This window comes from Sphingomonas sp. DC5200-1 (genome assembly GCF_049897245.1).
Taxonomy (GTDB): Bacteria; Pseudomonadota; Alphaproteobacteria; order Sphingomonadales; family Sphingomonadaceae; genus Sphingomonas; species Sphingomonas aquatilis.
Window position 1 is genome coordinate 456,294 of record NZ_JAFCVW010000001.1, and the last position, 14,252, is coordinate 470,545.

At 66.2% G+C, this 14,252-nt stretch carries 10 protein-coding genes; 2 read left to right on the plus strand and 8 right to left on the minus strand.

The genetic code is table 11. The annotated features are described in order from the left end of the window. The first annotated feature begins 266 nt into the window (after positions 1 to 266). A complete protein-coding gene (locus ACP7A3_RS02130) occupies positions 267 to 1,730 on the plus strand; it encodes an MFS transporter (RefSeq protein WP_426254796.1) in 1,464 nt (487 codons plus the stop codon). Here ACP7A3_RS02130 and ACP7A3_RS02135 read toward each other — a convergent pair. The 3 genes from ACP7A3_RS02135 to dnaE are packed head-to-tail and all read right to left on the minus strand — an operon-like array spanning position 1,727 to position 7,129. After that, complete coding sequence (locus ACP7A3_RS02135; RefSeq protein ID WP_426254797.1) at positions 1,727 to 3,058, minus strand: ABC1 kinase family protein; 1,332 nt, start codon at positions 3,056 to 3,058, stop codon at positions 1,727 to 1,729. The genes ACP7A3_RS02130 and ACP7A3_RS02135 overlap by 4 nt on opposite strands. Before the next feature lie 37 nt (positions 3,059 to 3,095). After that, positions 3,096 to 3,623, minus strand: a complete 528-nt coding sequence (gene moaB / locus ACP7A3_RS02140) for a molybdenum cofactor biosynthesis protein B (protein WP_426254798.1) — start codon at positions 3,621 to 3,623, stop codon at positions 3,096 to 3,098. After that, positions 3,623 to 7,129, minus strand: coding sequence for a DNA polymerase III subunit alpha (gene dnaE / locus ACP7A3_RS02145; protein WP_426254799.1), 3,507 nt, complete (start codon positions 7,127 to 7,129; stop codon positions 3,623 to 3,625). The genes moaB and dnaE overlap by 1 nt, the downstream gene beginning before the upstream one ends. A gap of 108 nt (positions 7,130 to 7,237) precedes the next feature. Between dnaE and ACP7A3_RS02150 the strand changes: the two genes are divergently transcribed. Then, positions 7,238 to 7,816, plus strand: coding sequence for an HdeD family acid-resistance protein (locus ACP7A3_RS02150; RefSeq protein WP_426254800.1), 579 nt, complete (start codon positions 7,238 to 7,240; stop codon positions 7,814 to 7,816). Between the two features lie 152 nt (positions 7,817 to 7,968). Here ACP7A3_RS02150 and ACP7A3_RS02155 read toward each other — a convergent pair whose 3' ends face one another. The 5 genes from ACP7A3_RS02155 to ACP7A3_RS02175 all read right to left on the minus strand — a co-directional run bounded on the left by ACP7A3_RS02155 (position 7,969) and on the right by ACP7A3_RS02175 (position 14,073). Further along, entirely contained in the window at positions 7,969 to 8,448 is a 480-nt protein-coding gene (locus tag ACP7A3_RS02155; protein ID WP_426254801.1) for a glutathione peroxidase, read from the minus strand. Continuing rightward, complete coding sequence (locus tag ACP7A3_RS02160) at positions 8,445 to 9,038, minus strand: GNAT family N-acetyltransferase (protein WP_426254802.1); 594 nt, start codon at positions 9,036 to 9,038, stop codon at positions 8,445 to 8,447. The genes ACP7A3_RS02155 and ACP7A3_RS02160 overlap by 4 nt, the downstream gene beginning before the upstream one ends. Further along, on the minus strand, positions 9,035 to 9,706 hold the full coding sequence (locus ACP7A3_RS02165) for an ABC transporter ATP-binding protein (RefSeq protein WP_017978623.1): 672 nt from the start codon (positions 9,704 to 9,706) through the stop codon (positions 9,035 to 9,037). Before ACP7A3_RS02165 ends, ACP7A3_RS02160 begins: the two co-directional genes overlap by 4 nt. Then, a complete protein-coding gene (locus ACP7A3_RS02170; RefSeq protein WP_024310526.1) occupies positions 9,699 to 10,943 on the minus strand; it encodes a lipoprotein-releasing ABC transporter permease subunit in 1,245 nt (414 codons plus the stop codon). Before ACP7A3_RS02170 ends, ACP7A3_RS02165 begins: the two co-directional genes overlap by 8 nt. Before the next feature lie 634 nt (positions 10,944 to 11,577). After that, positions 11,578 to 14,073 carry a TonB-dependent receptor gene (locus ACP7A3_RS02175; RefSeq protein ID WP_426254803.1) on the minus strand — a complete coding sequence of 832 codons (2,496 nt, stop codon included), beginning with the start codon at positions 14,071 to 14,073 and terminating at the stop codon, positions 11,578 to 11,580. Between the last annotated feature and the right edge of the window lie 179 nt (positions 14,074 to 14,252).

The window sequence follows — 14,252 nt, forward strand, 5'->3', positions numbered from 1 at the left end:
AGGAAGGGGGCATCGCCGGCAACGGCGGTGCCCCTTTTCCGTTGCGGCGTTTTCGCCGTGTGTTTCGAGGCGGATGGGGTTAGGTGCTCCGCAAACGGCCGTTCCATGAACGACCCGGCATGGCTCTCACCGAGCCGAACGCCGGACGGGACACCGCCATCGAACCAGGTGAGGATCACGATCGAAGCGGGTCGGCGCATGCCGCCGCGCCCGGCGAAGGAGCATGAACGAACGACATGCGGTGGAGACGACGTAACCTCGCTTCGATGAGCGCCGATGTCGGCGATGGCCTGGCGCCCGCGGTCGAAGCCGTCACCAGCGGCGCGGCCCGACCGCCCGCTTCCACCCGCAGCTATCGCGTCATCGCGCTGGTCGTCGCCTCCGCGCTGTTCATGCAGCAACTCGACGGGACCGTGCTGACCGTCGCCTTGCCCACCATGGCCCGCGATCTCGGCACGCCCGCCACCAGCCTCAGTCTCGCGCTCACCAGCTATCTGCTGGCGCTCGCCCTGTTCATCCCGGCAAGCGGCACGCTGGCCGACCGCTTCGGATCGCGCAGCATCTTCTGCTGGGCGATCGTCGTCTTCCTGCTCGGTTCGATCGCCTGCGCGCAGGCCGGGTCGCTGCCGACGCTGGTCGCCGCCCGCTTCGTCCAGGGGATTGGCGGCGCGATGATGGTGCCGGTCGGCCGCCTCGTCCTGCTGCGCAGCGTCGCCAAGGAGGACATGGTCCAGGCCTTGTCCTGGCTGGTCATGCCCGCGCTCGCCGGGCCGATCCTGGGGCCACCGATCGGCGGCTTCATCGTCACCTGGCTCGACTGGCGCTGGATCTTCTACCTCAACATCCCCTTCGGTGTGATGGGGATCATCGGTGCGTTGCTGCTGGTGCCGGAGGTGCGCGGCGATGCGCGCGCCCGTTTCGATCTGGTCGGTTTCATCCTGTCGGGCGTGTCGCTCGGCTGCCTGTTGTTCGGCTTCGAGCTGGCGAGCCGCCCCGGCACCGGGTTGGTCGCGCTGATCCTGCTGGTCGCGGGCCTCGGCGTGGGCGTCGCCTATTTCCGCCATGCCCGTCACGTGGCCGATCCGATCCTCGACCCCGCGCTGATGCGTGTACCCACGTTCCGCCTGTCGGTGATCGCCGGATCGCTGACCCGCATCACGCAGGGCGCGCAGCCGTTCCTGCTGCCGCTGATGCTGCAGCTCGGCTTCGGCCTCACCGCAGCGAAGACCGGTACGATAACGATGGCGGGCGCGATCGGCGCGCTGGCGATGAAGGCGCTCGCTCCGCGCGTGCTGCGTCGCTGGGGGTTCCGCCGCAGCCTGATCGTTTCGGGGATCGCCAGCAGCCTGGGCTATGCGACCTGCGCGCTGTTCCGCCCCGATTGGTCGACCGCCGCGATCGTGCTGGTGCTTGGCATTTCGGGCTTCTTCACGTCATTCCAGTTCACCGGCTACAACGCCATCGCCTATGCCGACACCGCCAAGGCGCAGATGAGCGCGGCAACCAGCTTCTACGCGACCTTTCAACAGCTGACGCTGTCGCTCGGCATCTGCACCGCTGCGACGGTGCTGGAGATCGGTACGGTCATCGAGGGCACCCGTCAGCCGACGCTATTCACCTTCTCGCTCGCCTTCGTCGTCGTCGCCACCATCTCCGCATCGGCGGTCATCTGGAACCGCCGGTTCGCGGCCGACGCCGGTGCCGAGATGAGTGGCCACGCCGCCCGCTAGGCGCGCCCGATCGCTGCGGCGGCAAGCCCGCGCACATCCACCCGCGCCTTCAGCCGCGCGGCGAGCAGCGCCGTGCCGCTGACCTTGCGTTGCACGAACAGCGTTTCGACATGCGGTACGTGCCAGGTGTCGCGATCGGCGATCATTGCCTTCGCCTCCTCACGCACCACCGGCACGAAGGCGCGGTCGCCGAAGTCAAACGCACCGGGCCGGTTGAGAGCAGCGTCGATCGCCGCGATGATCCGGTCGACCGCCCCACGGTGCGCCCGCGCGGCCTCGACCCCGATAAAGCCTGTCTCCACCGCCACCTCGCGGATCATGTCGCGGTCGCGCGCCAGCCCCGCCTCGATCAACCGACGATAGGCATCCGCCGTCTCCGCCGGCACCGCGCGCGTCGCCCCGAAATCGAGCAGCACCAGCGCGCCGCTATCCGCCTGCCAGCGGTAGTTGGCGAAATTGGGATCGGTCTGCATCGCGCCGAACTCAAACAATTCACGCAACACCAACGTCACCAGCGCGGTCATCGCGGCGTCGCGCGCCTCTTGCGAGGCACCCTCCAGCGTTTCGATCGCCTGCCCCTCGACGAAGCTCATCGCCAACACGTTTCGCGTCGTCAGGTCCGGCTCCAGCGTCGGCACGACATAGCGCGCGTCCCCATCCAGCCGCGCGGCATAAGCGCGCATCTGCTCGCCTTCGCGCGTATAATCAGCTTCCTCGGCCAACTGCCGCTTCGCCTCGTCGAGCAGCGGCGCGATATCCAGCCCGCGCGGCAGCAGCCCTGATACGCGCAGCAACGTCGCGACATTGTCGACGTCGGAATCGATGCTCTCCGCAACACCCGGATATTGCACCTTGATCGCCAGCCGCCGCCCATCGGGCAGGGTCGCGCGATGCACCTGGCCGATCGAGGCCGCCGCGACCGGCGCGGCCTCGAAATGCCGAAACCGGCGCCGCCAGTCCCGTCCCCATTCGCGCGCCAGCACCTGGTCGAGCTGCTGCGGCGGCATGCGATAGCCCTGGTTGCGCAGCCGCGCGAGGATCGCCGACAATTCGGGCGGCAGCACGTCACCCGCATCCATCGAGATCATCTGCCCCAGCTTCATCGCCGCGCCGCGCAGGTGCGACAGCCGGTCAGCGACACGCGCCGCATTCGCCGGGGTCAGCACCAGATCGCCCATCCGTGGCCGCTCGCCCTGCGCCAGCCGCCGCGCGCCCTCGGCCAGCATGCCGCCCGCCACACCGCCGGCAAGCCGCCCGAACCCGCCTAGCCGCGCAAGCCTGCCCGTCGGCACCGCGCGATGCCGTGCCTCGAATCGATCGTCATCCATGCCCGCACAACGTCGCGGACGCCCGCGAAGGTCCGCCCTATCGTTCGGTCAGGCGCGGCATCAGCTCGACGAAGTTGCAGGGCCGATGCCGGCTGTCCAACTGATCGGCAAGGATGCCGTCCCACCCATCCTTCACCGCCCCGGTCGAACCCGGCAGCGCGAAGACATAGGTCCCCCGCGCAACACAGGCGCAGGCGCGCGACTGGACGGTCGACGTGCCGATCTTGGCGAAGCTCAGATATCGGAACAGTTCGCCGAACCCCGGAATCATCTTCGTCGCGACCCGCTCGACCGCCTCCGGCGTCACGTCGCGTCCCGTCACGCCGGTGCCGCCCGTCGTGATGACGCAATCGATCGCGGGATCATCGATCCACCGCTCCAGTTGCGCGATGATGGCCTCGATGTCGTCGCGCAGGATGACGCGATCGGCGAGGCGGTGCCCCGCGCCCTCCAGCCGCGCGACGAGCGTATCGCCCGACCGATCCTCGGCGAGCCCTCGCGTGTCTGATACGGTCAGCACCGCGATATTGATCGCGCGGAACGGCAGATCGGGATCGATCGGCATCAGCCCACCGCCCGCAGCTGCGAAGCGACCCGGTCGAGCGCCACGTTGCTGATCCCCGGGATCGCCTGGATCGCCTCGACCAGTTCGAGGTCGAGCAGGAAATCGCGCCCGAGCAGGACGACCGCCTCGCCATCACCTGCCGGAATGCGCGCGCGCACTTCGCCGCGCGCACCGCGCGCCTCACCCAGCAAGGTCGCCAACGCCGCGAACGCCTCCGCCGTCGCCACCCGCGCCTCGATCGTGAAGCGCGCCATCGACGCCAGCCCCTCGAACGGCTGGATGCGCTTGACCGACACGCGCGGTGTCTCTTCGCCCGGCCGCCGATCGAGTTCCACCGTGATCAGGCCGCACCCGCCGCAGCGTGCCGCCTCTTCCAGTTCCGCCGCGACGCCATCGTCGAAACAGGTCGCGACGAACTGGCCGCTCGCATCCGACAGCGTCGCCATCATGTAGCGCTTGCCGCGGGCCGAGGTGCGCCAGCGCGCATCCTCGACCAGCACCGCCATCGTCGCCCCCGCGCGTGTGCCGTCCTCCGGAATGCGCAACTCGGTCAGCGCGACATATTGCCGCGCGCCATGCATCTTGGCGAGATGCGCGTGTCGATCGACGGGATGCGCGGAGAAATAGAAGCCGAAGGCGTCCTTTTCCTGCTCCATCGCCTGCGCCATCGTCCAGCGCAGCCCCTGCGGCAGCCGGATCGTATCGCCGGCAACCTCATCTCCACCAAACAGGCCGCCCTGACCGCTCGTCCGCCCGGCATGCGTCGAAGCGGCGAGGCCCAGGATCGTCTCGGCGACGGCATGAACCGCAGCGCGGTTCGGCTCGATCGCGTCGAACGCCCCCGCCGCGGCCAGCGTTTCGAGCTGCCGCTTGTTGATCAGTCGCGGATCGACGCGATTGGCGAGGTCGTCGAGGCTCTTGAAGGGCCCGGCCGCGACCCGCTCGACTATCAGTTTCTCCATCGCACCTTCGCCGACGGACTTCAGCGCGCCAAGCGCATAGCGAACCGCGAGGCGGCGTTCCTCGCCCTCCCCGACCGTCTGCACGTCGAACTCGGCATCGCTCTGATTGATGTCGGGCCCGACGATGTCGACGCCGAGGCGCCGCATGTCGTCGACGAAGATGCAGAGCTTGTCGGTCTGCGCCATGTCGTAACACATCGATGCGGCGAAGAATTCGTGCGGGTGGTGCGCCTTCAGCCACGCAGTCTGATAGGCGAGCAGCGCATAGGCCGCGGCGTGGCTCTTGTTGAAGCCGTAGCCCGCGAACTTGTCGATCAAGTCGAACAGCTGGTTGGCGTAATCCGCCTTGATGCCGTTATGCTCGGCGCAACCGGCGACGAAGGTCGCGCGCTGCGCGTCCATCTCCGCCTTGATCTTCTTGCCCATCGCGCGGCGCAGCAAATCGGCGCCGCCCAGGCTGTAGCCTGCCAGGATCTGCGCGGCCTGCATCACCTGTTCCTGGTAGACGAAGATCCCGTAGGTCTCCTTCAGGATCGGTTCCAGCAGCGGGTGCGGGTAGAGGATCTCCTCGGACCCCTGCTTGCGCCGCCCGAAGCTCGGGATGTTGTCCATCGGGCCGGGGCGATACAGCGACACGAGCGCAATGATGTCGCCGAAATTAGTCGGGCGGACGGCGCTGAGCGTGCGCCGCATCCCCTCCGATTCCAGCTGGAACACGCCGACCGTGTCGCCCTTCTGGAGCAGCTTGTACGTCGCCTCGTCGTCCCAGGGCAGCGCATCCAGGTCGATCGAAATGTCGCGCTTGCCAAGCAGTTGTACGGCCTTCTTCAGAACCGACAGCGTCTTCAGGCCGAGGAAGTCGAACTTCACCAGCCCCGCGCCCTCGACATATTTCATGTCGAACTGCGTCACCGGCATGTCCGACCGCGGATCGCGATAGAGGGGGACGAGCTGGCTCAGCGGCCGGTCGCCGATGACCACGCCCGCGGCGTGCGTCGACGAATGGCGCGGCAGGCCCTCCAGCTTGGTCGCGAGGTCGAGCAGGCGGCGGACCTGATTGTCGTTGGCATATTCCTTCGCCAACTCGGGCACGCCATTCAGCGCGCGCTTCAGGTCCCAGGGATCGGTCGGATGGTTGGGCACCAGCTTGGCGAGGCGGTCGACCTGGCCATAGCTCATCTGGAGCACGCGGCCGGTGTCCTTCAACACCGCGCGCGCCTTCAGCTTACCGAAGGTGATGATCTGCGCGACCTGATCGCGGCCGTATTTTTCCTGCACGTAGCGGATGACCTCGCCACGCCGGGTTTCGCAAAAGTCGATGTCGAAGTCGGGCATCGACACGCGTTCCGGGTTCAAGAATCGCTCGAACAGCAGGCCCAGCTTCATCGGATCAAGGTCGGTGATCGTCAGCGCCCAAGCGACGACCGAGCCCGCGCCCGAACCACGACCCGGCCCCACCGGAATATCGTGATCCTTCGCCCATTTGATGAAGTCGCCGACGATCAGGAAGTATCCGGGGAAACCCATCTGGACGATGACGTTCACCTCGAACGCCAGCCGCTCGCGATACGCATCCCGCCAATTGGGATCGTCGGGCTGCGCACCCAGTTCCTCGATCCGGTCGAGCCGCGCTTCCAGTCCCGCTGCCGCCTGATCGCGCAGCATCGCCGCCTCGCCGTCGCGATCGCCCGCCAGGCTGGGCAGGATCGGCTTGCGATAGGGCGCCATTACCGCGCAGCGCTGCGCCACGACCAGCGTATTGTCGATCGCTTCGGGCAGATCGGCGAACAGCTGCTTCATCACCTCGGCGGGTTTCAGCCATGCATCGGGGCACGAACGGACACGATCCTCGCTTTCGACATAGGTCGAATGCGCGATGCACAGCATGGCGTCGTGCGCATCGAGGAAGCCGCTGTCGGAAAAGCAGCACGGATTGGTCGCGACCAGCGGCAGGTCGCGATCATAGGCAAGGTCGATCAGCGCCTGCTCGGCCGCTTCCTCCACCGCGTCGCCGCGGCGGACGAGTTCGACGTACAACCGGTCGGGGAACAGCGCCTGCAACCGGTCGCAATAGGCACGCGCGCGGTCAGGCTGATCCTCGTGGAACAGGCGCGCCAATCCGCCTTCGGCCCCCGCGGTCAACGCGATCAGGCCATCGGTCCGGCCTTCCAATGCGGCGAAATCGACATGCGCCGGCAATTCGATCGGCCGGTCGAGATGCGCCATGCTCACCAGCGCGCACAGATTGTCGTAGCCCGTCGTATCCTGCGCATAGAGCGCGATCCAGTCGAGCGGCGCGGCGACGCCATCGGGCATATCGGGCCGCGCTACGCAGAGCATCGTCCCGATCACCGGCTGCACGCCGTCCTTCTTCGCCGCGTCCGAAAAGGCCATGGCCGCGTATAGGCCGTTGCGATCGGTCAGGCCGGCTGCCGGAAACTTCTGCGCCTTGGCCTGCTTCGCGATCGCCTTCGGATCGATCGCCCCGTCGAGCATCGTGTAGGACGAAAAAATGCGAAGCGGCACGAAACCCGAATGAGCCATGCGAACCACTTAGCGACTCCGACCCGATTCGAACAGGCGACCCGCCCGGAATGGACGGAACCAGCGGTGGATAACCTCGTTTCGCGCCCATAACGAGGAGATATCGCCATGGCCGACACGCGCACCTTCACCGATCCGCTAGCACCCACCGCCGCCGGGGCCGGATGGGCCTGGATCCTCGCTTATGGCGTGCTGTCGCTGACGCTCGGCGTCCTCGCCTTCCTCAATCCCTTCGCCGCCACCTATGCCGCGACTCTGGTGATCGGCGCCTTCTTCATCGCCGCCGGCATCGTCTCGCTCGCGGCGGGCGTGATAAGCAAGCACGAAGGGCGTGGCTATGCGATCGGCTTCGGCCTGCTGTCGCTGGTCATCGGCGTGCTGATGGCCTTCGATCCGATGTCCGGCGCGCTGTCGCTGACGCTGCTGGTCGGCGTGTGGCTCGGTATCCGCGGCGCGATGGAAATCGGCCTCGGCGCACGCTTCAAGCGTGGACGCGGGCTGATGATCGCCCTCGGCGTCGTCAACATACTGCTCGCGATCTACGTCCTCGCGACGCTGCCCTGGTCGGCGCTGACGCTGCCGGGCTTCATCCTCGGCATCAGCTTCGTCTTCGGCGGCGTGACCTCGATCCTGTCGGCGCTCCACCACAAGAAAGGCGCCAAGCCCTTCGCCGCCCCAGCGCTGTAAGGCACGCCGCTAGCCCCACCCACCCCGTCACCCCGGACTCGTTCCGGGGTCCACCGGCCCGCCAGGGAACGGCAAGAGGCTCCAGCCGTCCTCGCCGCGGAGTGGCCCCCGGAACAAGTCCGGGGTGACGCCCGTGTGGGGCGAGGCCCGCCCTACAGCAAGGCCTCGATATCTGCCGCAAGGTCTTCCGGCTTCGTCGTCGGCGCATAGCGCCGCACGACCTGGCCCGACCGATCCACCAGGAACTTCGTGAAGTTCCACTTGATCGCCTTGGAACCCAGCACGCCAGGCGCCGCCGTCTTCAGCCGCTCGAACAACGGATCGGCCGCCGCACCGTTGACGTCGATCTTGGCGAACACCGGAAACGTCACGTCATAGGTCAGCGAACAGAAATTCGCGATCTCCGCCGCATCGCCCGGCTCCTGCGCGCCGAACTGGTTGCAGGGAAAGGCCAGCACCTCGAACCCCTTGTCGGCGAACCGCCGATGCAGCGCCTCCAGCCCTTCGTACTGCGGCGTGAACCCGCATTTCGACGCGGTGTTGACGATCAGCAGCACCTGCCCCGCCCAGCCGTCCAGCGACAGCGGGTTGCCGTCCGCGCCCCGCACAGTGAGATCGGTGATGCCGCTCATGCGTACCTCGCAAGCAGATAGTCCAGATTCTGGCGCACGCCCGGCCATTCGCGGTCCAGGATCGAATAGACGACGCTGTCGCGCAGCCGCCCGCCGACGATCTGATGACCGCGCAGCACGCCATCCCGCTTCGCGCCCAACCGTTCGATCGCGCGCTGGCTGCGGATGTTGAGCGCATCGGTCCGGATCTGCACGCACTGTACGCCCATCGTGTCGAAGGCATGCGTCAACAGCAGTCGCTTCGCCTCGGTATTCACGCCGGTGCGTTGGACCCGCGTCGCATAGAAGGTGCCGCCGACCTCCAGACGCCGATGGCCTTCGTTCATCCGCATGTAGCGCGTGGTGCCGACAACTGCGCCCGCCGGATCGCATACCGCGAATACCAGCGCCCGTCCCTGCTCGACCTGCGCGAACGTGGCGGCAAACCAGCGATCCGCGTCCTTTAGTTGAGACACGCTCGCGTAGAATATATCCCACAAGTCATCCGTCGCAGCGACGGCGACCAGCGCGTCCTTGTCCTCGGCGACAAGCGGCCGCAACGTGACGTGACGGCCGACCAAGGTCGGGGTAGTCCGCCACGCATCGCTCACGACAGCACGCCCTCGTGCAGGCGCACGACGCGGTCCATCTTCTGCGCCAGCCGCTCGTTATGCGTCGCGATCAGCGCCGCCGAACCCTCGCCGCGCACCAGCCGCAGGAACTCGGCCAGCACGATATCGGCGGTATGTTCGTCGAGGTTGCCGGTCGGCTCGTCCGCCAGCACCAGCGCCGGCCGGTTGGCCAGCGCGCGCGCCACCGCGACACGCTGCTGCTCGCCGCCCGACAGCTGGCTAGGCCGGTGCGTCAGGCGATGACCCAGCCCCAGCGCGGTGAGCAACGCGACCGCGCGATCGTCCGCCGCCTTGCGTGCCGCTCCATGCACCAGCTGCGGCAGCACGACATTCTCGGTCGCGTTGAAGTCGGGCAGCAGATGGTGGAACTGATACACGAAGCCCAGATGATCGCGGCGCATCACGGTGCGCCCATGCGCGTCGAGCTTCGCCGCCTCGGTGCCGGCGATCCGGATCGAACCCTCGAACCCACCCTCCAGCAAGCCCACCGCCTGCAGCAGCGTCGACTTGCCCGAACCCGACGGCCCGACCAGCGCGACGATCTCGCCCGGCGCCACCGTCAGGTCGACGCCGCGCAGGACGTGGATCGTCTCGCCGCCCTGCGTGAAGCTGCGCGTCAGGCGGCCGGTTTCGAGGACATTATTCATAGCGAAGGACCTGTACCGGATCGGTGCTCGCCGCCTTCCACGCCGGATACAGCGTCGCGAGGAAGCTGAACACCAGCGCCATGATCGCGATCACGATGATCTCTACGGGATCGGGCTTCGACGGCAGTTCGGTGAGATAGCGGATCGACGGATCCCACAGGTTCTGCCCCGTCACCATCTGCACCAAATTCACCACCGCCTGGCGATAGAACAGGAACACGAAGCCCAAGAGCAGCCCCGCGACCGTGCCGAGCGCGCCGATCGTCGTGCCGACCACCATGAAGATGCGCATCAACCCGCCCCGCGTCGCACCCATGGTCCTGAGGATCGCGATGTCGCGCGTCTTGGCGCGCACCAGCATGATGAGGCTGGACAGAATGTTGAACACCGCGACTAGGATGATGATCGACAGCACGGTGAACATCGCCACACGCTCGACCTCCAGCGCCTGGAACAGCTGCGCATTCATGCTGCGCCAGTCGCTGATCACCGCGCCGGGCGGCAATTTGTCGCCCAGCGGCGCCAGGATCTGCCCCACCTTGTCGGCGTTGTTCGTCTCGATCTCAACCATGCCGACATTGTCGCCGAGCAGCAGCAGCGTCTGCGCGTCCTCGATCGGCATGAAGACATATTGCTTGTCGTAATCGTACAACCCGATCTCGAAGATCGCGGCGACCTTGTAGCTGACGATACGCGGCACGGTGCCGAACGGCGTCGTCTGCCCCTGCGGGCTGAACAGCGAGATGTCGCTGCCGACCGTCGCGCCCAGCGCTTCGGCCAGCCGGCTGCCGATCGCGATCCGGCCGCTGCCCGGCGTCACGCCGGCAAGCGACCCCATCACCACCTTGTTGCCGATCACCGGCGCGATATCCTGCATCCGCACGCCGCGGACCAGCACCGCCTCCGCCCGGCCGTTATACGTCGCCGCCAGCGGCTGCTCGATCATCGGCACCGCCGACGTGATGTTGGGCGTCCGCTTCGCCTCGGCCACCACCTGGCGCCAGTCGACGGGGCGGGTGGGATCGAACTGAATCACCGCATGGCCGTTCAGGCCGACGATCTTGTCGAACAGCTCGGCGCGAAAGCCGTTCATCACGCTCATGACGATGACGAGCGCCGCCACACCGAGCATCACTGCGACGAGGCTGATCGAGGCGACGAGGAAGATGAACGCCTCCCCCTTGCCCGGCAGCAGATATCGCCGCGCGATCATCCGTTCATAGGTAGAGAGGATCATGGCCGCGGCTCTAGGCGGAGAGACGGCGACAAGCAACAAATGTTGCGGATTCGACACAGGGCAGCCGCAATCGAAAGGACGGGCGACAATATCCGGTGACAAAGCCCCTGCCCCTGCCTAGCACAGACTCGTCTGAGACACAGGCAACGGCCGTGGTTCGGGGAAACAGTGTTCCGGCGACGCAGCGAAAACGCGCGATCGTTTACGACACAACCTAAGGGGGCTGACGGGTTTCTCGTCACGCAGGCGCCCGGATCGGAAACGGTCCGGGCGTTTGCTTGTCCGGACCGCCTCGACGGCGCCGGGCGAAGGGCGGGAGCTTCCAATTCACGCCCCCCGTCCGGCATCGTCTCTTATCGCAGATCAAAGCTGAACGTCGTCCGAACGCGGGGTCGTTCTCACGATCGACGCTGGTTTGGCCGGTACGCGAGGCCGCGCCCCACCCCCTGCTCCCGACCACCGCCACCCTTCAACCGTCATTCCCGCGAAGGCGGGAATCCAGATTGGCGAACGTCCGCGAATCAAGCTGGGAGCCTAGCGCGTCTGGATTCCCGCCTCCGCGGGAATGACGAAGAGCGTATACCGCCGCACTCTTCGTCATCCTGGCTTATGCCAAGACGACGGGGGGAAACCCCTAGAACCGCGTCGACAGCGTCACACCATAGGTCCGCGGATCGCCCGGCTGCCCCACGATCAACCCTGTGCTGCCCGACTGGGTCGAGAGCAGCTCGAAATACTGCTTGTCGAACACGTTGCGCACCCAACCGAACACGTTGATACCGCCCTCGCGATAGCCGGCGCGGACGTTGGACAGCGAATAACCCTCGATCCAGGTATAGGCCGACGGTGACGGGTTGGACGAAAAGCGTGAACGGTAATTGCCGTCATAGCCGACATAGGCTTCGCCGCCCTTACTCCCCACCGGTACGTTATATTCGCCGCCGAACGAGAACGACCATTTCGAGATGCCGGGCAGCCGCTGACCGGAGATGTCGCATTGGGCCGGGCTGTACGATGGCTGGGTGGAACTGCCGGCCTGCCCTGCCGGACTCGCCGGATTCGTGGCACTGGCCGCAGAGCCACCCGACAATTCCGGCGGGCAGGGCGCATTGGCAAAGCGGACGTATTTTGCGTCGGTGAAGGCGCCGTTGACGTACAGGTTCAGCCGGCTGCTCGGCCGAAAGCTCGTATCGAATTCGAACCCGCGCGACCGCACCTGACCCGCATTGGCAAGATAGCCACGGATCACGTTGATCGCATTGTTGTTCACCGTAGCCTGATAATCGAACACATCGGTCCAGTATCCGGCAAGGTTCAGCGTCAGCCGCCGGTTGAGGAACTGCGTCTTCAACCCGATCTCGTAATTGTTGACCTTCTCGGGCTTCACGGTCTGCGTCGACAGGTCGACGCCGGTGCTGGTGGAATTGAGCGGCAGGCCCGACAGGTTGATACCGCCCGATTTGAAGCTGCGGGCATAGGTCGCATAGGCGTGGATGTCGGGACTGACGTCATACGACACGGTGATGTCGCCCGAAGTGTTCCACGCGCTGAACCGCGGGCTATAGCGCTGCGGCGCCAGCGTGTTGATCTGGTTCTGAAACGTCGTGCGCGCCGCCGCAGTCGGCTGCGATGCCAGCAGAGCGGCCACGTTGTCCGCCGTCGCGGTGAAGGCATATTGCGCGTTACGGATGCTGACGACCGATTCGTAGAAGCCCGACTTGCGATCGTAATTGACGCGCAGGCCCGGCTGGATGTGCAGCGCATCGGTCAGCGCCCAGTTCAGCTTGCCGAACACCGCGAAGCTGGTGTTGTCGAAGTTGATCGTGTTCGTCGACGTCAGGCCGTTCAGCACATTGGGATTGTTCGCGTCATTGCCCGACAGCAGGAACCGGCTCGCCGCCGATCCCTGCACTTGCGAGCCCTGCGTATTGATCGTCTGGTGAAAGAAGAAGGCGCCGACCGTATAGTCCAGCCGGTTGGTGCCATTGGAGGCGAGGCGCAGCTCCTGCGACACCTGTTTCTGCTGCGACGGGTTCTGCGACACCGTCGTGATCGGCAGGCCGATGAAATCGCGATCGTTCTGCGGCTGCCAATCCCAGTAGCGCCACGCGCTGACCGAGGTCAGCGTCGCCGGCCCCAGATCCCAATTGCCGACCAGCGAGACACCGCCGATCTCCTGCCGCGAATTGATCGGCGCATCCAGGTCGGTCACGCGATCGAACGGATTGGTGCTGGGCGGCCGATAAGTGAACGCCGCGGCAAGCGCCGCATATTGCCGCGCGATCGGCCGCTGCGTGGTGCCGACTCGGGCGTAATATTGCACGCAGCAGAGCGGATTCTGCACGTTGTAATCGCCCGACAGCGTGAAATTCAGGCTGTCGCTCGCATTCCACAGCAACTGTCCCCGCACGCCATTGTTGTCGAGCCGGTGCAGGTTGCGCCCCGATGTGACGTCATAGATCGTGCCCTGGCGCTGCGTCGACGACGCGGACAGGCGCAGCGCGACCCGATCCGACAGCGGGCCCGATACCGACGCCTTGGCCTGGACGAATTCGTAATTACCGGCGGTCAGCTCGATCCGCGCCTCGGGGGTGAAGCTCGGCGGCCGGGTCGTGATGTTCAGCGCCCCCGACGTCGTATTCTTACCGTACAGCGTGCCCTGCGGTCCGCGCAGCACCTCCACGCGCTCGACATCGACGAAGTCGAAGGTCGAGGCGCCGATCCGCCCGATGTACACGCCATCGACGTAGAAGCCGACGCCCTGTTCGATCCCGTCGTTGGTCAGGCCGAATGGTGCGCCGAGCCCGCGAATGTTGATCGCCGAATTGCGCGGGTTGCTCGAGTAGAACTGCAGAGAGGGCTGCTGCTGTTGCAAGCGGTTGACGTTGAACGCGCCCGTCTTGTCGAGCTCGGCGCCGCCGATCACCGAGATGGCGATTGGCACCCGCTGCACCGATTCGGCGCGGCGCCGTGCGGTGACGACGATGTCGCCGGCACCCGCCGGGGCGGGGGCACCCTGCGCCGCGCTCGCGTCGTCCTGTGTGGCCGCGCTTTCGGGTGTCGGCACGGGCTCGGGCGTAGGCTGCAACACGGTCTGGCCGGCAAGCAGCATGGCAAGCGTCAGCGACATCGAAAGCTCCCTTTTATCGTTGCCATCAAACTCCCCCGAATCGCTGGGATTACAAAGATGGAGAAGCTTGGGGCTGCGATAGCCGGGCTTCGTGGTCTGAATTCACTTACGATTTTTCCGGCCTACCCCCTCTTGAAGCCGATACGGACCTTCCCAAATTCAGTCACGCATGGCGCCAT